Raw genomic sequence first — 24,234 nt, 5'->3', positions numbered from 1 at the left:
AGCCCCCGGTTATGAGCCACGCCATCTCCCCCCTCGCCCTGCCGTTCCCCGCCATGCCGCCGGTCGCCGGCGTCGCGCTGCGCGTCGCGCGGGCACGGTACAAGACATGGGATCGCTGCGACCTGACCTTCGTCACGCTCGCCCCCGGCACCGCGGTCGCGGGCGTGCTGACGCAAAGCAGGTGCCCCTCGCCGGAGGTGGAATGGTGCCGCCGCGCGCTGGTGCTGGGTCAGGCACGGGCATTGGTGGTGAACGCGGGCAATTCCAACGCCTTCACCGGCGATCGAGGCCGACAGGCAGTGGAGGCGATCGCCGCGCGCACCGCCGCCCATGCCGGGTGCCAGCCGTCGGACGTGTTCGTCGCCTCCACCGGCGTGATCGGCGTGCCGCTGCCGATCGACCGCGCCGAAGCCGGGCTGGACGCGGCCTTCGTCGCGACGCCGTGCGACTGGCAGGCGGCGGCCGAGACGATCGGCACCACCGATACCTATCCCAAGGGCGCGACGACCACCGCGATCGTCGATGGCCGGCCCGTGACGCTGGTCGGGATCATCAAGGGGTCGGGGATGATCGCGCCGGACATGGCGACGATGCTCGGGTTCATCTTCACCGACGCCAGCGTCGACCCCGCCTTCCTGCAAGGGATGCTGACCGCCGCCAATACCCGCACCTTCTCGTGCATCACCGTCGATGGCGACACCTCGACCAGCGATACGGTGCTGGCGTTCGCCACCGGCGCGGCGGGCAATGCGACGCTGGTCGACGACGACAGCACGGGGGCCGACGCCTTCCGCGCCGCCCTCACCGACCTGTGCCATCAACTCGCCCGACTCGTCGTCCGCGACGGCGAGGGGGCAAGCAAGCTGATCGAGATCGCCGTCACCGGTGCCGACAACGACCGCAGCGCCCACCGCATCGCGATGAGCATCGCCAACTCGCCGCTGGTGAAGACCGCGATTGCGGGCGAGGATGCGAACTGGGGCCGGATCGTCATGGCGGTGGGTAAGGCCGGCGAACCGGCGGAGCGCGACCGCCTGTCGATCCGCTTCGGCGCCACGCAGGTGGCCGAAGCCGGGCTAGCCGTGGCGGGCTATGACGAGGCGCCGGTGGCCGCACACCTGAAGGGCAGCGAGATCGAGATCGGCGTCGATCTGGGCCTGGGCGAGGGCAGCGCCACAGTGTGGACCTGCGATCTGACCCATGGCTACATCTCGATCAACGCCGACTATCGCAGCTGATCGGTTCCCTTCCCGGATTGTCCCGGGAAGCCTGTCCTTCTACCTTGGCTCTTCTTCCCCGGCGGCGGCCGGGGCCCAGTTGGGAAAGCCTTGCTGACCGTTTACCAGCATTTGCCCAACTGGACCCCGGCCCCCGCCGGGGAAGTGTATTCTATTGGGAAGAAAAGCTGAATTCAGAGACTCTGGTCGCTGGCGCCTACAGCTCGCCCTGCAACCACGCCTTCAACCGGCCCTTGGGCTCCGCACCGACCTTGGTCGCGGCCGGGGCGCCGCCCTTGAACAGGATCATCGTCGGGATACCGCGCACGCCGTACTTGCCCGGTGCGTCGGGATTGTCGTCGATGTTCAGCTTGGCGATCGTCACCTGCTCGCCCAGCTCCTCGGAAATCTCTTCCAGCGAGGGGCCGATCATCTTGCACGGGCCGCACCATTCCGCCCAGAAATCGACCAGCACCGGGCGGTCGGAATTCAGCACGTCAGCCTCGAAACTGGCGTCGGTGATCTGCTTGGTTGCCATTATCGTGATACTCCTTCGCCGGACGATTTAGGGTGCCGGATCGTCCCGCTCAACACATGGGCGATCAGCTTTGCTCCGTGGCGGGATAGCGTGGCTTGTGCATCGCCAGATCGGCGTCGGTCAGCGTCACCAGCACCGGCCCGGCGGTGTAGAGCAACGACGCCTCCACCGGCCGCCCCAGAAAGATCACTTTCAGTGCCGCGACATAGCCCGCCATCTGGCGCAGGTGATAATCCGGCGGCGCATCGGGCACGCGGCGGCCGGTCTTGAAATCGACCACGCGGATGGTGTCGCCGACCAGCAGCCGGTCGACCTGGCCGGACACCACCAGCCCGCCCTCGATCGTCGCGGCGATCGGCGCCTCGGCCAGGCTGTCCGGGCCGAACAGCGCGGCGTGTGCCGGATCGTCGATCACCCGCAGCGCCGCCGACACGATCTCCGCCCGCCGCGTCGCCTCGCCGATACCCGCCGCCTGCGCCAGCCAGCGATCCGCCGCCCGCGCCCGGTCGGCGGCGGGCACCGCCGGCAACCGCTCGAACAGCGCATGGATCAGGCTGCCCCGCTCCGCCGCCGCCCGCATCGCGGCGGTGGGTGGCGGGTCTGAAACCATGTCGTCGCCCAGCGCGGATGGCGCGAGCGGACGCGGCGGTCGTGCCTCGACCGGCGCGGGCGTCCGCGCCCAGTCGGGCAGCAGCACCGGATCGCGGGTCGCCATCGCCGCCTCGCCGCGGACCGGCGGCACCGGCTTGCCGTCCTCGAATCGCCGGACGCCGCCGCCTTCGACCGCGGGCACCCCCAGCGTGGTCATCGCGCGGGCGGCGGCGGCATACCAGCTCGCGGCCGGCGGCTCCCCCTTCGCCTTGGGGCCGAGCGCACCCGCGATCACCAGCCGTTCCTCGGCGCGGGTCGCCGCGACGTAGAACAGCCGCCAATGCTCCTCCAGTTCGCGCGCCTCGGCGGCGCTGCGCACCTCGTCGAGCGGGCCGCCCCGTTCCCCGGCGCGTGGCGCAAATACCGGTATCGCCGCCGCGCCATCCTCCGGCGACCAGCGCAGCACCGATCGCGGCGAGGCGGTGGGGTCGACACAGGCATCCGCCAGGATCACGACCGGCGCCTGCAACCCCTTGGCCCCGTGCGCGGTCATCACCCGCACCGCATCCAGCGGCGCGGAGGGGTCGCGCACGATCTCGACATCGCCGCGATCGAACCAGTCGAGGAAGCGTTGCAGCGACGGCGTCGTGGTGTGTTCGAACGCCAGTGCCGCGCCCAGCAGTTCCTCGATCGGATCGCGCGCCTCCGCGCCCAGCCGGTGGAGCAGCTTGCGCCGCCCGTCGAGCGGCCCCGACAACAGTTCCTCCAGGAACTGATAGGGCGTGGTGAAATCGGCCCGCGCCAGGATACGGCGCAGCGGCGCCAGCCGTTCGGTCGTCTGGGTATCGGCCAGATGCGACCACAGGCTGCCTTCCTTGCGGGGTGCCGCAACCATCAGTTCGTCCTGCGTCCACCCGATCAGCGGCGATACCAGCAGGCTGGCCAGCGACAGGTCGTCGTCGGGCTGCAACGCGAAGCGCACCGCCGCCAGCAGGTCCTGCACCGCCAGCGGCGCGTTCAGTCGCAGCCGGTCGACCCCGGCCACCGGCACCCCCTCGGCATAGAGCCGCGCCACGATCAGCGCCGCCAGATCGCCGCGCCGCTTGACTAGGATCATCACGTCCTCGGGCCGGATCGGCCGGCCGCGCGCGCCCAGCATCGTCTTCTCGTCCAGCCAGCCGCGGACCGCCCGTGCGATATCACCCGCCAGTTGCCGGACCGAGTCGGTTACCCAGCCTTCTTCCTCGTCCTCGCCATGGTCGCCCGGCACGACGGGTGGCCACAGCGTCACGCTGCCCGATCCCGGCACCTCGCTGGCATGGGTCTCGATCGCGCCGATCGCGCCCAGTCCCGGTTCGGGCACCTCGGCAACGGCGGCGTCGACGAAGGCCAGCACCGGCCGGGTCGAGCGGAAGCTCTGGGTCAGCGACAGCCGATGGAACGGCAGGCCGCGTTCCTCCTCCGGCCAGTCGTCGTCGCCTGCCACCGATTGCGCCTGCTGCCCGAAATGGCGCTCGGCCCAGGCGAAGTTGAACGGGCTGGTGCCCTGAAAGCCGAAGATCGCCTGTTTCCAGTCGCCGACCGTGAACAGCGTCCGGCTCGACGGGGCATGGACGCCGCGCCCGACGAAGAACTCGTCGGCGATCGCACGGACGATCCGCCACTGATCCAGATTGGTGTCCTGCGCCTCGTCGATCAGGACATGCTCGGTCACCTGATCCAGCTTGAAGCGCACCCATTCGCCGACGCCCGGCTGTTCGAGCAGCGCGACGGTGCTGCGGATCAGGTCGTCGAAATCGACCCCGCCGACCCGGCGCTTGGCAAGGTCGTAGGCGCGGGCGTAATCGCGCCCCACCGCCAGCCCGCCGGCCAGCAGATCGGCATAGCCGATGCGCGCGCCGAGCGAGATGATGTCGGTGCATCGCATGCCCAGCACGGTCGCCAGTTCGACATAATTGGGTTCCGCCGCGATCAGCTTGGGCGACGCCTTGCGCGGCTCTCCCTTGCCGGTCAGCACCACGCCGGCCAGTTCCGGCAGCGAGGCGGCCCTCGCCTCCGCCCCGCCGGCCAGCCAGCGCGCGACGATATCGGCATGGGCCAGCCCGGTCGCGGTGCCCCAGGCGGCATTGGCCCCGGCGATGCGGCGGATCGCATCGAGGTCGAGCGCCGCGACGCCCTCCGCGATCGCCGCCGCCGCGTCGCCCTGCGGCAGATCGAGCGCCCGGCGCAGCCACGGTCCGATCCCGGACGGCAACGCCTCCAGCGCGCGCAGCGATTTCGCGCAGGCATGGAGGAAGGATTCCGCCCCGCCCTCGCCCAGCCGCAGCGACAGCGCGCCGATCGTCTCGACCACGATCCCGCGTCCCTCGCGCTCGGCATCGGACAGCATTGTCGCCAGCGCCTCGCGCGCCAGCACCGCCTCCTCGCGCGCCTCCAGCGGGCGGAAGCCGGGGGTAAGCCCCGCCTCGACCGGGAAGGCGGCGAGCAGCCCCTGGCAGAAACCGTGGATCGTCTGGATGCGCAGGCCGCCGCCCGGCGCGTCCAGCACCTTGGCGAACAGCGTCCGGGCGCGGCCCCGCTGCACCGGATCGCCGGGCTCGCCCAGCGCATGGAGATCGGCGGCCAGCACCGTGTCGGGTAGCCGCACCCACGCGGCGAGGCGGGCGTTGACCCGGTGCGCCATCTCCGCCGCACCCGCCTTGGTAAAGGTCAGGCACAGGATCGCGGATGGCTCCACCCCCTGCAGCAACAGGCGGAACACGCGGGCGGACAATACCTGCGTCTTGCCGGTGCCGGCGGAGGCGGACAGCCAGACATGCGCCTGCGGGTCACTGGCGGCGGCCTGATCGCCCTTGAGACGCGGGAGGGGACGCAGTTCAGCGGTCACGGCCATACCATTCGTCGCGCCGCATCAACTGGTCATATTCGGCATAGGGGGCATAATCAGGCACCAGCTTGGCGGTGAACGGTTCGGTACCGGTCAGCCATTTGCCGACCACGTCGGTGAAATTGGCCGCCGCCAGCGTGGTGAAATCGCCGGTGACGATGCGGTCGCGCTTGCCCTCCGGATCGACCGGCGATTCGATATAGCCGAACGCATCGCGCCGCTTGGCCAGCGACCAGTATTCGAACGCGCCCGCCACCCCGCGCACATCCTCGAACCCGTCGCGCTCCGCGATCAGGCCCAGCAATCCGAGTTGCAGGCTGAATCCCTCACGCACCGCCGCCGCGCTAGGGGGCTTGCCGGTCTTGTAGTCGATCACACCGATCCGCCCGTCCGCCAGTCGGTCGAGCCGGTCGTAGCGCCCCGACAGGGTGACGCCGGCGATCTCGATCGTCCCCTTGCCCTCCGCCGCCAGCACGTGGCGGCCCTCGGCGGCGAAGGCAGTGACCTGATCGGCGATCCAGTCGATCGCCTCGCGCAATCGCGGCTGCCACAGGGCGCGCAGCAAGGGATGCACCTCGGCGGTTTCCAGCATCCGCATCGCTCGCGGGCGCAGCGCATCGGGGGCGCAGGCGTCCTGCCGCCACCATTGCTCCAGAATGTCGTGGACGGCATTGCCCCGCCACGCGGCGGTGGGATCGGCATCGACCGGGTCGAGCGGCGACAGCCGCAGCACCCGGCGCGCATAGAAGGCATAGGGGTCCGCCTTCAACCGATCGACCTCGGTCACGGAGATCGCACGCGGCCGGCGCTGCGCGGGCGGTGACGGGGCGGGACGCGCGGCGGGTTCGTGCGCGGCGGCCGCATCGATCAGGCGGGCACGTTCCTCCAGCGCGTGATCCCGTTCGAACCGGTCGCCCGCCATCGCCCGCAATCGCAACCACAGACGCGAGGCGAGCGCGGGAGACGACCCGTCGCGACGCGAGCGGGTGACGATCACCCGCGGCGCGCCCAACCCTTGCGCGAAGTCATGCGCGGCGGTGCCGATCCGGCGTTCCAGCCCCATCACGCCCAATGTCGCGCGAATGCGCGGCGCCAGCCAGGGATCGGGGGCGGGGCGCCCCGGCCAGACGCCTTCGTTCAGGCCGCCCAGGATCATCAGGTCGGCGGTCTGCAACCGCGCCTCGATCAGGCCATAGATGGCGAGGCGTGGATGTCCGCGCCCTTGCGCCGGCCGCACCGCCACCTCGTCCAGCAGCGTGCGCAGCAGTTGCGGCACCTCGACCGGATCGACCGTCGCGGGGCCGGCGGGGGCCTCCGCCTCCAGATCGGCGATGAACTCCGCCGCCGCCCGCCCGGCCGGGCCGGACCAGAGCGGATCGCCGCACAGCGCTACCGCCGCCTCGCGCAGGCAGGCGATCAACCCGCCCAGCGGCTGCGGTCCGGCGGCGAAGGTCCTGCCCACCGGTTCCAGCGCCGGGCAGGCTTCCGCCCAGAACGCCGCCGCCCGCCCCTTCAGGGCGCCGCCGATCCCGTCCAGCCCGGCGGGGGGACGCGGTCCGCGCAAGGCGCGGTCGAGCAGGCGGACTCCGTCCAGCCACGGCAACCGCGCTTCGCCACCGCGCACCAGCGGATGCTTCAGCAGCGCGAGCAGCGCCAGCGGCGCGAAACGCTGCGCCGCGGCCTCCGCCAGGGCGAGCAGCAACGTACCGGGTGCGGCCAGCGACAGCGGCCGGCCGGCGCTGTCGTCGATCTCGATGCCCCAGCGGCTGCAATGCACCGCCACCCGCCGCGCCAGCGCGCGATCGGGGGTGACGAGCGCGGCGGTCCGTTCGGGTTCCTCCAGCGCCTCCCGCAGCGCCAGCGCGATCGCCTGTGCCTCGTCCGCCGGGGTGGCCAGTTCGGCGGCGGTCACGCCAGTCAGCCGACGGTCTGCGGCGGCGAGATTGGTCCATTTGCCGGTGAAATCGGCCGGCGCCAGCGCGTTGGCGATCGCCCTGCCCCGCGCGGCATCGGCATCGGCGCCGTCGCCACCGCCGCGCCAGCGCGACACCTCGCCCCGGCCGACACCCATCCGATGCAGCAACTGGCGAAGGTGGAACTGCGGGTGCGTTTCGATCGCCCGGCCCTCCGCCGGCATCAGCGCATCCCACTCCGCATCCGGCATATCGAGGTCGAGCCCGGCGAACACCACCTGTCCATGCGCCATGCCGGATACGCAGCGCAGCAGCCGCGCCACCGCCGGCGCGGCATCGGTGATCCCCGCCGCACATACGAAGCCGGCCGGCGGCGTCCGCACCCATCGCTGCTCCAACTGGCCCAGCAATCGCGCCCGCCGCTCCGCCGCGTCGATCACGCCCAGCCGCGCCAGTTCGGCGGGCCAGCGATCGAGCACCACCGAAAAGGTCGCCAGCGCGCGGCGCCAATGTTCGGTCAGCTCCGGCGCGAGATCGAGTTCGCCGAGGCGCGCGGGCGGTACCTCTTCCACCAGCAACTGGTCGAGCGTGCGAGCCAGATCGCCGGACAGCCGCACCGCCTCCGCCCCCGATACCGGATGGCCGGCCCGCGCCCGCTCCTCGCCCACCAGCCGGGCCAGGATCATGCGCCGGGCATAGGGGGCGACCGCAGGGGGCGGCGGCGCCTCGTCATCGACCGGATCGAGCGATGCGCCCACCGCCTCGCCCAGATCGGGATCGCCCAGCGGCACCAGCCGTGGCAGGATCAGCCCGCCGCCGCTGGCCCGCACGAACGCATCGGTGATCGCGCGAACCGCCCGGTTGTTGGGCAGCAGCACCATGCCCCGTGCCAGTTCGTGCGTATCGCGCGCCCGCATCAGTCCGGCGACCAGCGCATCCGCGAAGGCGCGGTGGGCGGGGATGGTGTACAGGCGCGGCCGGGCGACGCCGCCTGCCCCGGCCCCTATCCCGGCCCGGGCATCAGCCATCGATCAGCAACGCCTCGGTCCGGGGGATCGCCGCCGGGGTGCCGACATCGAACCACAGGCCCTGATGGACCAGCCCATAGGCGCGCCCCGCCGCGATCGCCCGATCCCAGAACAGATTGGTCGAGAACGGCCCCGCCGGCCAGTCCGCGATCAGGCGCGGATGGATGATCTGCACGCCGGTATAGGCGAAGGGCGCGACCGTGCCCGGCCGCCGCCGGCGGGTGATGCGGCCATCGCCACCCAGATGGAAATCGCCCGCGCCGCGATGATTGTGCGCCCGCGCCAGCGGCACCATCAGCAGCAGCGCGTCCATCGTGTCGCCGTCCCACCGCGCCGCCAGTTGCTTCAGCGTGTCGACCGGGCCATCGACCCACAGATTGTCGCTGTTGACGACGAACAGCGGCGCATCGCCCAGCAGCGGCAGCGCCTGCGCCAGCCCGCCGCCCGTCTCCATCAACTGCGCCCGCTCGTCGGACAGGACCAGTTCGATCCCGTCGCCGCGCGCTTGCAGATGCGCCTCCAGCGTATCGGCAAGGTAATGGACGTTCACCACCGCGCGCGTCACGCCCGCCGCCCCCAGTCGATCGAACACATGGTCGATCAGCGGTTTGCCCGCGACCTCGACCAGCGGCTTGGGCCGGGTGGCGGTGAGCGGGCGCATCCGCTTGCCCAGTCCCGCCGCCATCACCATCGCGGTGTGCGGCACCGGTGTGCCCGGATCGGGGCGGATCGACAATTGCCGGCTCATGCCGCGATCACCAGCGGATCGCCGCGCCGGTCGGCAGGGATGTTGGCATCGAACCAGCGCGCGACCGGTGCCAGCACCGGCTGCGCCAGATCGCGTTCCAGATACGCCCAGACGCGGGGACACAGGTCGGCATAGCGGGGCTTGCCGTCACGCCGCCACAGCCGGGTGAAGATACCGACGATCTTCGCGTTCCGCTGCGCGCCCAGCACATGATAGGCGTTCAGGAACGCCTCGTCCGCGCCGGTCGCCGCGCGGTATCGCGCCAGCATCGCCGTTTCGATCGCGAGGGATACGTCGCGGCGGGCATCCTGCAGCAGCGACACGAGGTCATAGGCCGGATGGCCGGCCAGCGCGTCCTGGAAATCGAGCAGGCCCAGTTGCCTGCCTTCGCCCACCAGCATCAGGTTCTCGGCATGGTAATCGCGCAGGACGGTGACCGGCGCGGCCACGATCGCGTGATCGAACACCGCATCCCATGCCGCGACATACCCATCCCGGTCGGGCTCGACCCCCACCGCCGGGCAATACCAGTCGATAAGCAGCGCCGCCTCCCGGTGCAGCACCGCGCGGTCATAAGGAGCAAGAGACGCGGCGGGGTGTCGCGCCAAGTCAACGAGCAGATCGATCGCGCCACCGTACAGCGCCTCCTCGCACGTCGGGTCGGCATCCACCGTCTCGCGGAAGCGGACGTCGCCCAGATCGGTGATCAGCACCAGCCCCTGCACCTCGTCCAGCGCTAGGATCGCGGGTGCCAGAAAGCCATGGTTCTCCAGCCAGCGCGCCATGGCAACAAAGGGCCGCGGGTCTTCATGGGGCGGCGGGGCATCCATCAGCACCGCGTGGCGCACACCATCCGTCACCCGAAAATAGCGGCGGAAAGACGCATCGCCCGCCAGTGGGGCGATGGCGGCATCGCCCCAACCATGGTGCGTCAGGAATGCGGCGGCGGCGGGGGGCGGCGCCATCGCCATCAGGGTCGGATCGGCCATCGCGCTTCCCAAGCCGGGGGCATCGTCGCTGTCAAGCGACGGGTGCCGTCCGGCTCGATCGCCAGCACCAGCGCCAATGCCTCCGGCCAGGCATGCGGGCCGGCACGATCGGGCCATTCGACCAGCAGCACGCCGTCGTCACGCTCATCCTCCAGCCCCAGTTCCGCCACCGCGTCGCGGTCGTCCAGCCGGTACAGGTCGACGTGGAGGACGGGCAGATCGACCTCCGGCGGGCGATAGGGCTGGACGATCGCATAGGAGGGCGACGGCGCCTCCCCCGCCAGCCCCAGCGCCGCGAGCAGACCCCGCGCGATACTGGTCTTGCCGGCACCCAGCGGTCCGGTAAGCGTCACCACATCACCCGGCCGCACGACTTTGGCCAGCGCGATACCGACCGCGTGGGTCGCCGTCGCATCGGCAAGGACCGTCATCGCCGCGGCAACTCCACCGTTACAAGCGTGCCCTGCCCCTGTTCGGACACCAGTTGCACGGTGCCGCCATGCGCCTCCACGAACTGCCGGGCGAGCGGCAGGCCCAGCCCCAGCGCGCGTTCGCCGCCAGGCTGGAGGTTCGGTTCGGCGAACCTGTCGAACGCGCGCGCCAGACTGTCTGGATCGAGGCCGGGCCCGTCGTCGGACACGATGATCCGCGCCCGCGTCGCGGTGCCGTCGGCATGCAGCAGGATGCGCCCGCCCTGCGGCAGTGCCGCCATCGCATGGCGCAGCAGATGCTCGACGACCTCGCGCAGCCGTTTCGCATCGCCCTGCACGCGCCCGACCGACCGGCCGACCTCGATCGCGAAATCGATATGGTGCCGCTTGATCGCGGGCTGCACCGCCTTGGCGGCCGAACGCACGACCACACCGAGGTCGACATCGCCGCGCTCGATCTCCGCCCCCTCGTCGCCACGCGTCAGGTCGAGCACGTCGTCGATCAGTAGCGCCAGCCGCTCGACCGAATCAAGGATCGCCTCGACATAGCTGCCCGCCTGATCCGGCAGCGCACCGGCATAACCCCCATGCAGCATCTCGGCGAAACCGCTGATCGAGGTCAGCGGCGTCTTGAGCTCGTAGCTCATGTTGGCGACGAACTGCGTCTTCACCTTGTCCGCCGCCTCCAGCGCGTTGGCGCGCTCGCGCAGCGCCTGTTCGGCACGACGGCTGTCGGTGATGTCGAGCAGCGTGAACAGCGCGTTGCCGTCGGGCAGCGGCACGGCGCCGAATTCGAAATGGCGCCCATCGGCCAGCGCGATCCGCCCGCCGCGTTGCTGGCGATCGGCGATGGCGGAGCGGACGAGATCGGGGATCAGGCTGGCACGACCGGGGCTGGCCAGCTTGCTCGCCACCCGTTCGGCAAAGGCATCGACACGGGGGTGCCCGGACAGGAATTCCTCGTCGACATCCCACAGCGCGCGGAACCGGTTGTTCCACAGCTGCAACCGTCCATCCGCCGCGAATACGCCCAGCGCCTCGAACAGATTGTCGAACGTGGCGGTGCGGACGCGCAGCAACGTATCGCGCGCGCTCGCCAGCTGCACCTGTTCGGTCCGGTCCTCGAACACCAGCAGCAGCCCGCCCTCTGGCAGTGACTGTGCCACGACGCGGATGTGAAGCCCGCCCGGCAGATGCCAGTTCTCCTCGGTGGGTCCTTCCGCGCCGATGAACCAGCCGCGCCGTTCCGCCTTCCAGCCGGGAAAATCGCGTACCTCGGGCAGGCGATTCGCCTCGCGCATTCTTTCCAGCACCCGGTCGAACTCCGGCCGGTCGGCCAGCCATTCGGCGCGCATCGCGAACATCCGGCGGAACGGCTGGTTGAAGAACACCAGCGCCCGGTCAGGCCCGAACTGCGCGACACCCGCCGACAGCCGGTCGAGCATCTCGCGCTGCGCATCGGCAAAGCGTTTCGCGCCGCTGCGGGCCTGTTCCAGATCCTCGATATCGACCGCGAACCCCGCGACCCCGCCGGTCGGCAGCGGCACGTCGATCACCCGCAGCGTCCGGCGTTCGCCATCGATCGTGGCGGGCAGCACCTGCTCGCTGGGGCGGCCATGACTGCGCGCGGCGGTGGCGCCGGCCAGCGGCCCGCCCCGGTCCGACCCCTCGATCAGTTCCAGTCCGCGCGCGATCACATCGGCGGCATCGCGGCCCTCCACCGCCTCGACATAGGCGAAGTTGACCATCGCCAGCCGCATGTCGGCACCGCGATACCACATCGGCATCGGTGCCGCCTCGATCAGCCCGGTCAGCGCGTCATAGGCATCGCGCATCCGCGCGTTGACGCCGCGCAGCCGCTCGATCTCTCCGCTCGTCTCGGTCGCGTCATGGACCCAGACGACGATCACGCCCTGCCCCAGTTCGGACGGTGCGCGGGTGCCGCGCAGCGTCAGCGATCGCGGCGACCCTTGCGGCCGCATCGCCCGGTCGAACGGACGGCCGGATTTCTGGGCGATCGATACGTCATGTTCCAGCATCGCGGCGTCATCGGCGGTCAGCCCGGCATCGCCCTGATGCAGCGCGGCCAGCGAGGTGGGCTGCACCGTCAGGCCGAACCAGTCGGCCAGGCTGGGCGGCATATCGACCCGGCCGTCGCCGCGCACCACCATCGCCAGCGACGAACTGGTCCGCAGCATCGCCTGAAGCGCGCGATTGTCGTGGATCACCTGCAAGGCCTGCCGCCGGGCACGCAGGCCGACGAACAGCAGCGCGGCGCCGGCGGCCAGCAGCACGAACACGACCGCACCGATCGCGACTGCCGTCAGGTTCGGGATGACGATCATCGTCGGCCGCCACGGCATGGCGCCGATGGACGGGGAAGGATCATCGGTTCGGTCTGCCAGTTACACTCACGATCGGTTCATTGGGTTACGCCAAAGTCCATATCATGCAAGCCCGGATCGCCCCGGCGCGACGACGGGCGCCGGCAAAAGCCGACGCCCGTCGATAGTGTCATGCCGCTTCCCACCGGAACCGGCACGGGATCAGTAGCGATAGTGATCCGGCTTGAACGGCCCCGACACCGGCACGCCGATGTAGCCTGCCTGCTTCGGCGTCAGCTGCGACAGCTTCACGCCCAGCTTCTCCAGGTGCAGCGCCGCGACCTTTTCGTCGAGGTGCTTGGGCAGGACATAGACCTCGTTCTTGTACTGGTCGCTCTTGGTCCACAGTTCGATCTGCGCCAGCGTCTGGTTGGTGAAGCTGGCCGACATCACGAACGACGGGTGGCCGGTCGCACAACCCAGATTCACCAGCCGGCCCTTGGCCAGCACGATGATCTGCTTGCCGTCCGGGAACTCGACCAGGTCGGTGCCGGGCTTCACCTCGGTCCACTTGTAGTTGGACAGGGCGGCGATCTGGATCTCACTGTCGAAATGGCCGATGTTGCAGACGATCGCCATCGGCTTCATCGCCTTCATGTGATCGGCGGTGATGACGTCGGCATTGCCGGTCGCGGTGCAGAAGATGTCGGCGCGGGTCACCGCGTCCTCCATGGTCACCACCTCGAAGCCCTCCATCGCCGCCTGCAACGCGCAGATCGGATCGACCTCGGTCACCATCACGCGTGCGCCGCCGTTGCGGAGCGACTGGGCCGAGCCCTTGCCGACGTCACCGAAACCGGCGACGCAGGCGACCTTGCCCGCCAGCATCACGTCGGTGGCGCGACGGATCGCGTCGACCAGCGACTCCTTGCAGCCGTACAGATTGTCGAACTTCGACTTGGTCACCGAGTCGTTGACGTTGATCGCGGGGAACGGCAGCTCGCCCTTCTTCGCGATCTCGTACAGGCGATGGACGCCGGTGGTCGTCTCTTCCGATACGCCCTTCAGGTTCTTCACCGTCTCGGTCAGATAGCCGGGACGCTTGGCGATGAACGCCTTGACCGACCGCTGGAACTCGACCTCCTCGTCATTCTCCGGCTCGCCGAACGAGGCGCCGGCTTCCAGCTTCGCGCCCCACAGCGCGAACATCGTGGCGTCGCCGCCATCGTCGAGGATGATGTTGGCGGTCTCGTCACCCCAGTCGAAGATCGAGCCGACATAATCCCAGTATTCGGCCAGCGTCTCGCCCTTGATTGCGAACACCGGGATACCGGCGGCGGCGATGGCGGCGGCGGCATGATCCTGCGTGGAGAAGATGTTGCACGTCGCCCAGCGCACGTCGGCGCCCAACGCAGTCAGCGTCTCGATCAGCACCGCAGTCTGGATCGTCATGTGCAACGAGCCGGTGATGCGCGCGCCCTTCAACGGCTGCGACGCGCCGAACTCCTCGCGCAAGGCCATCAGGCCGGGCATCTCGGTTTCGGCGATGCGGATTTCCGCCCGGCCGAAATCGGCGAGGCCGATGTCGCGGATGACGTAGTCGTTGGTCTCGGCGGCAAGTGCGGTGGCCACGAGTGATGCTCCTGAACGCGAATGAATGAGCCCGTCCTTACGAGCTTCGTCCCTCGCGATCAAATATAAAGATATCTTTATATCAGGTCAGGCGGTTCCCGCCCCACTCACTAGCAGGCGCGGATCGATCCCCGCCCCCGCAAAGGCACGCTGCCAGCGGTCGGCGGCAGGCACATCGTACAGCAGGTCGATCCCTCCCTTGACCGGCAGCCAGCCTGGGGTCGCCAGTTCGCCATCAAGCTGCCCCGCGCCCCAGCCGGCATAGCCGAGTGCGATCACCCATTGCCGCGGCCCCGCTCCAGCGGCGATCGCGCGCAGGATATCGAGCGACCCCGACAATGCCCAGCGTCCGGCCACGTCGACCGAATCCTGCCCCATCCAGTCGAGCGAGTGGATCAGAAAACCACGACGTACCTCCACTGGACCACCGACATGGACCGGCGCGTCGGGCGCATCGCCCGGGTCAATCCCGAATTGCCGAAGCACCGAATGGAAGCCGATCCCCCCGATCACGTCACCCAGCCCGATCCCGACCGCCCCTTCGGCATCGTGCGCGCACATCGCGATCACCGCATGATCGAAATCGCGATCGCCCATACTGGGCATCGCCAACAGGAATTGTCCGGTAAGATAAGCGGCTTGCGACACGTATCGTCATGATAGCGCGTCATGGCCGCCTCCGCCACGCCGGAATGATTGCTTGAAATGGCGGCATGCCCCATCGACATGCCGCCCGAACTTCAGGAGATCACCATGACCATCGCCATCGGCCAGCACATTCCCTCCGCCACCCTCGTCAAGGTGACCGACGACGGTCCGGACAGCATCGACAGCACCGACTTCTTCGCGGGCCGCACCGTCGCCCTGTTCGCGGTACCAGGCGCCTTCACGCCGACCTGCTCGGCGCGCCATTTGCCCAGTTTCGTCGATAATCTGGACCTGCTGAAGGAAAAGGGCGTCGACGAGGTCGCCTGCACATCCGTCAACGATGCGTTCGTGATGCAGGCTTGGGCGAAGCAGGCGGAGGCGGCGGGCATCACCATGCTGGCGGACGGCAACGGGGAATTCGCTGCTGCGGTCGGGCTGGCGATGGACGGTTCCAAGTTCGGGATGGGCACGCGCAGCCAGCGTTATTCGATGCTGGTGGAGGATGGCGTGGTGACCCAGCTGAACGTCGAGCAGCCCGGCGAATTCCGCGTCAGTTCGGGCGATTACCTGCTGGGCGCCCTGTAGGGATCGCATGGCGGGCGGCGCGGTGGCGATGTCTTGCCTCCGTCTTCGTCGGGGCGTAGCGATCGGGCATGTCCACCGCTTCCACCATCGTCGCCGAACTCGACCGCCTGTACACCGCCTCCGTCACGCGGTTGCAGGCGGCACTGACTGCCTATCTCACCGATCGGACCGTGCCCGATGCGGCGGCACGGTCCGACGGCAGCTTCGCCTATCCCGAAATCCGGTTGCGGTTCGCCGGCGAGCATGGCCGGCCCGCGCCGCTGCGCTCGTTCGGCCGACTGGTATCGGCCGGCGAATACCGGATCAGCGTGACCAAGCCGGCGACCTTCGCCGCCTATCTGACCGAACAGCTCGACCTGCTGATCGAGGATTATGACGTCACGGTCGAGGCGGTGGCCGGGCGGCAGGAGATACCTTTCCCCTATGTCCTCGATCCCGGCCATGCGCTCAGTCTGGACGAGGTGTCCGCTTCGGAACTGTCCCGCTTCTTCCCTGCGACCGAACTGGCGCATATCGGCGACGAGATCGCCGATGGGTTGTGGATGACCGCGGACGGCACCCGCCCGCTCGCACTGTTCGACGGCCTGCGCACCGATTTCAGCCTGGCCCGGCTGCGCCATTACATGGGCACCCCGGCCGAGCATGTGCAGCGGTTCGTGCTGTTCACGAACTATCACCGCTATGTTGATGAATTCGTTCGCTGGGCTGCATCGCAGCTGGGCGAGAACAGCCGCTTTACCGCGCTGTCGGGCGCCGGCAATGTAATGATCACGCGGCCCGAGGACGTCGATACGATCGTCACCGACAGCGCGTGGCGCCGTCACCAGATGCCGGCCTATCACCTGATGGCGGACGACAATACCGGCATCACACTGGTCAATATCGGCGTCGGTCCTTCCAACGCGAAGACGATCTGCGACCACTTGGCGGTGATGCGCCCGGAAGCGTGGCTGATGATCGGCCATTGCGGCGGCTTGCGCCCGTCGCAGCGGATTGGCGATTATGTCCTTGCCCATGCCTATCTGCGCGACGACCATGTGCTGGACGACGTGCTGCCGCCCGAAATCCCCGTACCCGCCATTGCCGAGGTGCAGGTCGCGATGGCCAAGGCGGCGGAGATCGTATCCGGCCAATCGGGTGACGAGCTGAAACGTCGCCTGCGCACCGGCACAATCGTGACCACCGACGATCGCAACTGGGAATTGCGCTATTCCCGCTCCGCGCTGCGCTTCTCGCTCAGCCGGGCGGTCGGCATCGACATGGAGTCGGCCACGATCGCGGCACAGGGCTATCGTTTCCGGGTACCCTATGGCACGTTGCTATGCGTGTCGGACAAACCACTACACGGCGAGTTGAAACTGCCCGGCCAAGCTAACCGATTCTACGAGCGTGCGATCAGCGAGCATATGCGGATCGGAATCGAAGCATGTGAGCAGTTGCGGCTCGAAGGTGCTAAGTTGCATAGCCGCAAGCTCCGCGCGTTCAACGAGCCCCCCTTCCGCTAGAATCGCAACCATCGCGTGACGGTGGCGTTACGCTCCCGGAACTAATCCAAGGGAGCCGATCATGGCCGATACCGACACGTCCGCCGCCGATACTCCGCCAAAAAAGCCGGCCCGTCGTCGCTCGACCACTCCGGCCAAGTCGGCCGCCGCCAAGCCCCGGACAGCAAAGGCGAAACCGGCGACCGCCCCTGCGGCGGAACCGGTCAAGGCAAAGGCTCCGCCCAAGCCCCGCAAGACCAAGCGTACCGCCGCCGCCGCATCGCGGCAGACCCCCGCACGGAAGGCGGCCACGCGCACCAGGGCAGCTGCAAAGACCGCCACCGATCGGGTCGGCGGCAAGTGGGGCGTTGCGGCGATCGGCGCCGGGCTGGCGGTTGCGGGAGCGGCCGCTGCCCTGTTCAGCTTACGCGGCAGTTCTGCCAAACCTGGTGATCCTGCCATCGCCAAGACCAAAGCGATCGCGCATCAGCCGGATGGCAGTGACTCTTCCGCCTCCTTCGACGCGGGTATAGCAGACGAAAATACGGTGCCAGCAAAGACCGTAGACTGATCGACCATGTGACGGCGATCAGAACATCGATCGCCGTCACATGGGCGATTTGTCCGCCCGCACCTATAACGAGGCTTGACCTGTCCTAGTCAAGCCACTGATTAATCTCGATCTGCCCTATCGCTCAATGCCAGGCTAGCGCGTTTCCATGTCCATTCGACCGAACAGGTCAACATCGCGCGGGGTGACCCAGCCATAATGATAGTTGAGCTGGAACAGCACAAACAGTACGGTCGCCACCACCGTCACCCGTAAGGCGATCCGCCCTGCCCGAAATTCGTGCGGGGCGCTTTCAGCGGTTCCGGGAACATGGTCGCCCCCCGCTTCATGCGTCGTCCTGACCCCGAAAGGCAGGACGAGGAAGACGGAGAACGACCAGAACAGGATATATATCGCCAGAGCCGACGTCCAGCGCATGGCCTTCAGGCCTCGATCAGCAATACGTCGACGATCGGCTTCTTACCCGTCCAGCGCGTCGCGATCTTGCGCACGGCAAGCCGCACGTCCTCACGCTGGCGATCGATACCGCGCCGGTTGCCGCGCATTGCCTGTGCCGCGGCGTCGACCGCATCGTCTACGAACGCCTGCCGCTCGTCTTCGACCGGTACGCCCTGCACGCGAATCTGCGGCCGCCCGATCAGTCGACCATCCTTGCCCATCGCCACCGCGACCGAAATCTGACCGTTCAACGCCAGCTTGCGCCGCTCGTTCACGGTCGACCCATCGGCGGGCAGGATCACATCGCCATCCAGCACCAGCCGTCCGATCGGCGCATTGCCGATCTTCTTGGCCGGCCCCGGCAGCAGCCGGACTATATCGCCGTCCTTCTGCACGATCGAATTGGGGACGCCCTGCGCCAGCCCGAACCTGGCCTGCTCCATCATATGCCGCATCTCGCCATGGGTCGGCACCAGCAGGTCCGGACGCAGCCATTCGTACATCTTGGCGAGTTCGGGACGGCCGGGGTGACCGGAGACGTGGACATGCGCCTGCCGCTCGGTGACCATCTCCACGCCCTTGCCCGCCAGCAGGTTCTGGATGCGGCCGATCGCCACCTCATTGCCGGGAATCTGTTTCGACGAGAAGATCACCATGTCGCCGGCGTCCAGTGAGATGGTATGCGACCCCTCCGCCACGCGCGACAATGCGGCACGGGCCTCGCCCTGACCGCCGGTCGCCACGATCAGCACCTTGTTCTTGGGCAGGCGCATCGCCGCTTCCGGATCGATCGTCTCCGGGAAATCGAGCAGATAGCCGGTCGCCTTGGCTACCTTCAGGATCCGGTCGAGCGACCGACCGGTGACGCAGAGCCGCCGGCCGGTTTCGCGCGCGACCTGACCCAATGTATGCAGACGCGCCGCGTTGGAGGCGAAGCTGGTCACCAGCACCCGCCCCTTGGCCCGCGCGATCGTCTCGCCCAGCCCCTTGCGGACGCTGGCTTCGGAACCCGAGGCTTCCTTGTTAAAGACGTTCGTCGAATCACAGACCAGCACGTCGATCCCGGCATCGCCGATCGCGGTCAGTTCTTCCGGCGAGGCAGGCTTGCCCAGCACCGGCGTGGGATCGAGCTTCCAGTCACCTGAATGGAACACCTTGCCCTCGGGCGTGTCGATCACCAGTGCCGAAGCCTCGGGGATCGAATGCGACAGCGGGACGAAGGTGACGCCGAAGGGCTTCAGGTCGATCCGCTTGCCATATTCGACCAACTTCAGCTTGACGCGATCGGAGATACCCTCTTCGTCCAGCTTGCCACGGATCAGCCCGGCGGTGAACGGCGTCGCATAGAGAGGCACGCCGAGGTCTTCCGCCAGATACGGCAACGCGCCGATATGATCTTCATGACCGTGGGTCAGCACGATGCCCACCAGATCATCGAGACGATCCTCGATGAATTGCAGATCGGGGAGGATCACATCGATGCCGGGATAAGCCGGGTCGGCGAAGGTGATGCCGCAATCCACCATCAACCATTTACCGCGACAACCATAAAGGTTGACGTTCATGCCGATCTCGCCGGAGCCGCCCAGGGCGCAGAAGAGAAGTTCGTTCTTGGGAGTCATTCAAATCTTTCTTGTCGGAAGCGCCGGATGGTCGCCCGGCGGGGGCGTGGTCCTGCCGATATGGGCGCTTTGCCACATCATCGCCAGTCCCTGGATGGTCAGGTCGGGTTCTATCCGGTCAAATACGTCGGTATGACGCTCGAACAGGGTGGCGAGGCCGCCCGTCGCGATCACGGTTACCGGTCGGCCGACTTCCGCTTTCAGGCGGGCGACTAGCCCTTCGATCATCGCGATATAGCCCCAATAGATGCCGATGTGCATCTGGTCGACCGTGTTGCGCCCGATCACGCTGGCCGTCGCCGGCGCCTCGATCGCGATGCGCGGCAATTTCGCCGCGGCCGTCACCAGAGCGTCCAGCGACAGATTGATGCCGGGTGCGATGATGCCGCCCTTATAGGCGCCGCGATAATCGCTGACATCGAGCGTAGTGGCGGTGCCGAAGTCGATGACGATCAGATCGCCGGGGTGCAGCGCGTGCGCCGCGATCGTGTTGACCGCGCGGTCGGCACCCAGCGAGGCGGGCTCGTCGACATCGATGGCCATGCCCCATTCCACCGGCGCCCGCCCGGCGATCAGCGCCTCTGTCCGGAAATATTTGGATGCCAGTACCTGAAGGTTATGCAACGCACGCGGCACGACCGTAGCGACGATCACCGCCTCCACCACATCGCGGGTATAACCTTCGAGGGCCAGCAACTGGCTGAGCCAGACGGCATATTCGTCGGCGGTGCGCCGTGGATCGGTGGCAATGCGCCAGCGCCCCCGAATATCGCTGCCCTCGACCAGGGCGAAGACGACGTTGGTATTGCCGGCATCGATCGCGAGCAGCATGTCAGGCCCCTTCGAGCAGGAAGACGTCGGCGGCATGGATGACACGCCGCTCGCCGGACGCCAACCGCAGCAGCAGCGCGCCATCGGCATCCAGCCCGTCGAACAGCCCCTCGATACTGCCGCCATCGGGCAGCCGGGCGGTCAAGGCGGTGCCGGGCGGATGCGCGCGCGCCAGCCAGCGTGCCCGCACAGGTGCCAGCCCCTCGCCACGCCACCGTGTCAGCCAGCGCACCATGCTTTCCGCCAATACCTCTCCCAGTGTCGACGGGAGCACGTTTACACCACGCGCCGCCAGACTGGTCGTCGCGCGGTCAGGCAGATCGGGATGATGCGCGAGGTTGACCCCGATGCCGATCACGACCGCATCATCGATACGTTCGAGGAGAATGCCGCTGAGTTTGGCTCCAGCCAGCAAAAGGTCGTTGGGCCATTTGAGCGCCATCGCCACATGGTCGGCCAGGAAAATGCCGATGGCCTCGTCGAGCGCGACCGCCGCCAGTAATGCCAGGGTAGCGGCGGGGGGATCGCCGCGCCGCACCCGTACCAGCGTGCTTGCATAGAAGTTACCGATCGGTGATGCCCAATGACGTCCCTGTCGCCCGCGCCCAGCCACCTGCCGCTCGGCCCGCAGCCAATATCCTTCGGCTACCCCAGACTGCGCCAATGACAGCAGGTCGGCATTTGTCGACCCCGTCTCCCGGACGGTGTGGATCACCATTTCCCCCGGGGCGGTCGTCGTGCGGTCAGAACAGCGATCGGGCAGCCGTGAGGCTCCAGGCAGCCAATGCCGGGATCAGCAGGTAACCGAGAGGAGAGATCACCACGGCACTCAGCGCGATCAGGCCACCCGTCAACGGCCCTTCGTCACCCTTGACGAACGCGACCGCAGGCTCGTCGAAGTACATCGTCTTGACGATCCGGAGGTAATAATAGGCACCGATCGTCGAGGCCGCGATACCGACGACCGCGAGCGGGAACAGGCCTGCATCCACCGCAGCCGCAAAGACCGCGAATTTGGCGTAGAAACCGAACAATGGCGGAATACCGGCGAGCGAGAACATGAAGATCGCCATTGCCGCCGCCAAGGCGGGCCGTGTCCGCGACATCCCCGCCAGGCTGTCGATCGCCTCGACGGGCTGACCGTCCGCATCGCGCATTTCCAGCACGACGAGGAAACTGCCCAACGTCATCACGATATAGATGGCCAGATAGGTCAGTACCCCGGCAACCCCTTCGGGCGTCCCCGCCGCCAACCCGATCAGCGCGAAGCCGACATTGTTGATCGACGAATAGGCCAGCAGCCGCTTGATGTTGTTCTGGCCGATCGCCGCCACCGCGCCGAGCAAGATCGAAGCGAGCGCGGCGAAGATCACGATCTGACGCCAATCGGCCAATGCCGGTCCCATCGCCTCGACCGCCACACGCACGCCGAGCGCAACGGCCGCCACCTTCGGCGCAGAGGCGAAAAAGGCGGTGACCGGAGTCGGCGCGCCCTCATACACATCGGGCGTCCACATGTGGAACGGCACCGCCGCCATTTTGAACGCCAATCCGGCGAACACGAAGACCAGCCCGAACAACAACCCCATCGATCGGCCCGGTGCCGCATAGGCGCCGGCGATCGCGTCGAATTGCGTGGTTCCGGAAAACCCGTAGACCAGACTGATGCCGTAAAGGAGGATACCGCTCGCCAGCGCACCCAGTACGAAATACTTCAGCCCCGCCTCCGCAGAGCGCGTATCGCGTCGCATAAAGCTCGCCAACACATAGGCCGACAGGCTCTGCAGTTCGAGCCCGACATACAGCGTCAGCATGTCGGACGCCGATACCATGATACCCATGCCCGCCGCGGAGAGCAGCAACAGCACCGGATATTCCGGGCGCAGGTCGTCGCCCGATGTCCGCTGGAAAAATCCGGGAGCCATCAAAACGGCCACAGCCGTCGCCCCATAGATCAACACCTTGGCGAAGGTAGAAAACGCGTCTGCGCGATACAGGCCGTCGAAAGCGTCACCACCCGACCCTGCCGGACCGGTCAATGCGATCCCCGCCCCCAACAGAATGGCCACCGCGGCCCATGATACGGCGCGGGTCGATGCCGGCCCAGCCCAGGCGGCAACCAGCATCAGCGCGACCGCGCCGACGCCCAGCACCAGCTCGGGCAGCGTCATCGCCAGATTGGCGGCATAATCCATCAGTGCGCCTCCCCGGGCGTCGCTTCGTGTTCGGGCGCATGTGCCGCGCCATGGGCGGCCGCAGCCGCCGGATTGCCTGCGGTCGGACGGGAGTCGCTGGCCGGCGCCGCGCGGTCGATACGCTGGAGCAGCACCGCGACGTCCTTGCGCATCGGCGCCAGGAAGCTTTCCGGATACACACCCATCCACAACACCACCGCCGCGATCGGCGCCATCAGCCACAACTCACGATGCGAAAGGTCCGGCATCGCCCTGACCTCGTCCGACGGAATCTCGCCATAGGCGATACGCCGGTAGAGATAGAGCATATACGCCGCACCCAGAATGATGCTCGTCGTGCAGAGCAAGGCCGTCCAGGTCGACACCTGATACGTTCCCATCAGCGCCAGGAACTCGGCGACGAAACCGCTGGTGCCCGGCAAGCCGATTGATGCCATGGTGAAGAACAGGAACAGGATCGCATAGCGCGGCATGTTGATGCTCAGGCCGCCATATCGCGCAATCTCCCGCGTATGCAGGCGATCATAGATCACACCCACGCACAGGAACAACGCGCCCGATACCAGTCCGTGGCTGAGCATCATGATCATCGCGCCTTCGATACCCTGCCGGTTGAACGCGAACAGCCCGATCGTCACGATCGCCATATGCGCCACCGACGAATAGGCGATCAGCTTCTTCATATCAGCCTGCACCAACGCGACCAGCGATGTGTAGATGACCGCCACAGCCGACAAGGCGAAGATCAGCCAGGTCAGTCCACCCGACGCCTCCGGGAACATCGGCAGACTGAAGCGGAGGAAGCCGTAACCACCCAGCTTCAGCAGCACGCCCGCCAGAATCACCGATCCCGCGGTCGGCGCCTGAACGTGCGCGTCCGGTAGCCAGGTATGCACCGGCCACATCGGCATCTTGACCGCGAACGATGCAAAGAAAGCCAGCCACAGCCACGTTTGTACGCCAGCCGGGAAATCATAGGCCTGAAGCGCCGGGATGCTAGATGTGCCTGCGGTTCCCGCCATGTACAGCATGGCCACCAGCATCAGCAGCGAGCCGAGCAGCGTATAGAGGAAGAACTTGTATGACGCGTAAATCCGGTTCGCCCCGCCCCAGATACCGATGATCAGATACATTGGGATCAGACCGGCTTCGAAGAACAGGTAGAACAGGAACAGGTCCTGCGCCGCAAAGGTGCCGATCATCAGCACTTCGGTCAGCAAAAACGCCGCCATATATTCCGGCACGCGCTTTGTCACCGAGCGCCAGCTGGCACCGATGCATATCGGCATCAGGAATACACTGAGCATGATGAGCATCAGCGCGAAGCCATCGATGCCCAGATCCCAGCTGAAGAATCCGAGGCGGATGCCTTGTTCGACGAACTGCCACTGGGCACCGCCGATATCGTAATTGAGCCACAGCAGGATGCCGAGCGCCAGATCGACGAAGGTCGCACCGAGCGCCGTCCAGCGTGCCCCGTCAGCCGACAGGAACAGGCAGGCGATCGCGGCGATGGCCGGGATCGCGAGCATCACGGAAAGGATAGGAAAGCCGTCCATCAC

Annotated in this window: 19 protein-coding genes; 4 read left to right on the top strand and 15 right to left on the bottom strand. The window is 67.6% G+C overall.

All coding sequences use genetic code 11. From position 1 onward, the window contains the following. Positions 1-11: 11 nt before the first annotated feature. Complete coding sequence (argJ, locus tag ABD719_RS10260; protein WP_344693275.1) at positions 12-1,238, top strand: bifunctional glutamate N-acetyltransferase/amino-acid acetyltransferase ArgJ; 1,227 nt, start codon at positions 12-14, stop codon at positions 1,236-1,238. Between the two features lie 196 nt (positions 1,239-1,434). Here the strand turns inward: argJ and trxA are convergent, their stop codons facing one another. The 9 genes from trxA to ABD719_RS10215 all read right to left on the bottom strand — a co-directional run bounded on the left by trxA (position 1,435) and on the right by ABD719_RS10215 (position 14,946). Beyond that, a complete protein-coding gene (gene trxA, locus ABD719_RS10255) occupies positions 1,435-1,755 on the bottom strand; it encodes a thioredoxin TrxA (protein ID WP_192123273.1) in 321 nt (106 codons plus the stop codon). A 64-nt stretch (positions 1,756-1,819) separates the two neighbouring features. After that, positions 1,820-5,239 (bottom strand): double-strand break repair helicase AddA, encoded by a 3,420-nt coding sequence (addA, locus tag ABD719_RS10250; RefSeq protein WP_344693274.1) that lies wholly within the window; start codon positions 5,237-5,239, stop codon positions 1,820-1,822. After that, positions 5,223-8,174 (bottom strand): PD-(D/E)XK nuclease family protein, encoded by a 2,952-nt coding sequence (locus tag ABD719_RS10245; RefSeq protein ID WP_344693273.1) that lies wholly within the window; start codon positions 8,172-8,174, stop codon positions 5,223-5,225. The genes addA and ABD719_RS10245 overlap by 17 nt, the downstream gene beginning before the upstream one ends. Then, positions 8,167-8,922 carry a nucleotidyltransferase family protein gene (locus tag ABD719_RS10240; protein WP_344693272.1) on the bottom strand — a complete coding sequence of 252 codons (756 nt, stop codon included), beginning with the start codon at positions 8,920-8,922 and terminating at the stop codon, positions 8,167-8,169. The genes ABD719_RS10245 and ABD719_RS10240 overlap by 8 nt, the downstream gene beginning before the upstream one ends. Continuing rightward, a complete protein-coding gene (locus ABD719_RS10235) occupies positions 8,919-9,887 on the bottom strand; it encodes an aminoglycoside phosphotransferase family protein (RefSeq protein ID WP_344693453.1) in 969 nt (322 codons plus the stop codon). The genes ABD719_RS10240 and ABD719_RS10235 overlap by 4 nt, the downstream gene beginning before the upstream one ends. 5 nt (positions 9,888-9,892) lie before the next feature. Continuing rightward, positions 9,893-10,342, bottom strand: a complete 450-nt coding sequence (gene tsaE, locus ABD719_RS10230) for a tRNA (adenosine(37)-N6)-threonylcarbamoyltransferase complex ATPase subunit type 1 TsaE (RefSeq protein ID WP_344693271.1) — start codon at positions 10,340-10,342, stop codon at positions 9,893-9,895. Then, positions 10,339-12,687, bottom strand: a complete 2,349-nt coding sequence (locus tag ABD719_RS10225; RefSeq protein WP_344693270.1) for a sensor histidine kinase — start codon at positions 12,685-12,687, stop codon at positions 10,339-10,341. The genes tsaE and ABD719_RS10225 overlap by 4 nt, the downstream gene beginning before the upstream one ends. Before the next feature lie 201 nt (positions 12,688-12,888). Next, positions 12,889-14,298: an adenosylhomocysteinase gene (ahcY, locus tag ABD719_RS10220; protein WP_192123299.1), complete on the bottom strand. Its 1,410-nt coding sequence runs from the start codon at positions 14,296-14,298 to the stop codon at positions 12,889-12,891. Positions 14,299-14,385: 87 nt separating this feature from the next. Beyond that, positions 14,386-14,946: a YqgE/AlgH family protein gene (locus ABD719_RS10215; protein ID WP_425567151.1), complete on the bottom strand. Its 561-nt coding sequence runs from the start codon at positions 14,944-14,946 to the stop codon at positions 14,386-14,388. A gap of 105 nt (positions 14,947-15,051) precedes the next feature. Between ABD719_RS10215 and ABD719_RS10210 the strand changes: the two genes are divergently transcribed. The 3 genes from ABD719_RS10210 (at position 15,052) to ABD719_RS10200 (ending at position 17,586) form a co-directional block, all read left to right on the top strand. Then, the gene (locus tag ABD719_RS10210; RefSeq protein WP_344693269.1) at positions 15,052-15,531 is read left to right on the top strand and encodes a peroxiredoxin; all 480 of its coding nucleotides are present in this window, start codon (positions 15,052-15,054) and stop codon (positions 15,529-15,531) included. A 68-nt stretch (positions 15,532-15,599) separates the two neighbouring features. Then, positions 15,600-17,036, top strand: coding sequence for an AMP nucleosidase (locus tag ABD719_RS10205; protein WP_344693268.1), 1,437 nt, complete (start codon positions 15,600-15,602; stop codon positions 17,034-17,036). Between the two features lie 61 nt (positions 17,037-17,097). After that, complete coding sequence (locus ABD719_RS10200; protein ID WP_344693267.1) at positions 17,098-17,586, top strand: hypothetical protein; 489 nt, start codon at positions 17,098-17,100, stop codon at positions 17,584-17,586. A 135-nt stretch (positions 17,587-17,721) separates the two neighbouring features. Here the strand turns inward: ABD719_RS10200 and ABD719_RS10195 are convergent, their stop codons facing one another. From ABD719_RS10195 to ABD719_RS10170, 6 genes are read right to left on the bottom strand one after another with little or no spacing between them, the layout of a single operon-like run. Next, positions 17,722-18,003: a DUF1467 family protein gene (locus tag ABD719_RS10195; RefSeq protein WP_344693266.1), complete on the bottom strand. Its 282-nt coding sequence runs from the start codon at positions 18,001-18,003 to the stop codon at positions 17,722-17,724. 5 nt (positions 18,004-18,008) lie between these two features. Further along, positions 18,009-19,646: a ribonuclease J gene (locus ABD719_RS10190; RefSeq protein ID WP_344693265.1), complete on the bottom strand. Its 1,638-nt coding sequence runs from the start codon at positions 19,644-19,646 to the stop codon at positions 18,009-18,011. Beyond that, positions 19,647-20,477 carry a type III pantothenate kinase gene (locus ABD719_RS10185; protein WP_344693264.1) on the bottom strand — a complete coding sequence of 277 codons (831 nt, stop codon included), beginning with the start codon at positions 20,475-20,477 and terminating at the stop codon, positions 19,647-19,649. It abuts the gene before it with no gap. Between the two features lies 1 nt (position 20,478). Next, complete coding sequence (locus tag ABD719_RS10180; RefSeq protein WP_344693263.1) at positions 20,479-21,192, bottom strand: biotin--[acetyl-CoA-carboxylase] ligase; 714 nt, start codon at positions 21,190-21,192, stop codon at positions 20,479-20,481. Positions 21,193-21,220: 28 nt separating this feature from the next. Continuing rightward, complete coding sequence (nuoN, locus tag ABD719_RS10175; protein ID WP_344693262.1) at positions 21,221-22,672, bottom strand: NADH-quinone oxidoreductase subunit NuoN; 1,452 nt, start codon at positions 22,670-22,672, stop codon at positions 21,221-21,223. After that, positions 22,672-24,231, bottom strand: a complete 1,560-nt coding sequence (locus ABD719_RS10170) for an NADH-quinone oxidoreductase subunit M (protein ID WP_344693261.1) — start codon at positions 24,229-24,231, stop codon at positions 22,672-22,674. The genes nuoN and ABD719_RS10170 overlap by 1 nt, the downstream gene beginning before the upstream one ends. Positions 24,232-24,234 lie beyond the last annotated feature (3 nt).

Source organism: Sphingomonas cynarae (assembly GCF_039537815.1).
Lineage (GTDB): Bacteria > Pseudomonadota > Alphaproteobacteria > Sphingomonadales > Sphingomonadaceae > Sphingomonas > Sphingomonas cynarae.
The sequence above is the reverse complement of the archived record's forward strand: the minus strand, read 5'-3'. Positions and strand labels throughout refer to the sequence as shown.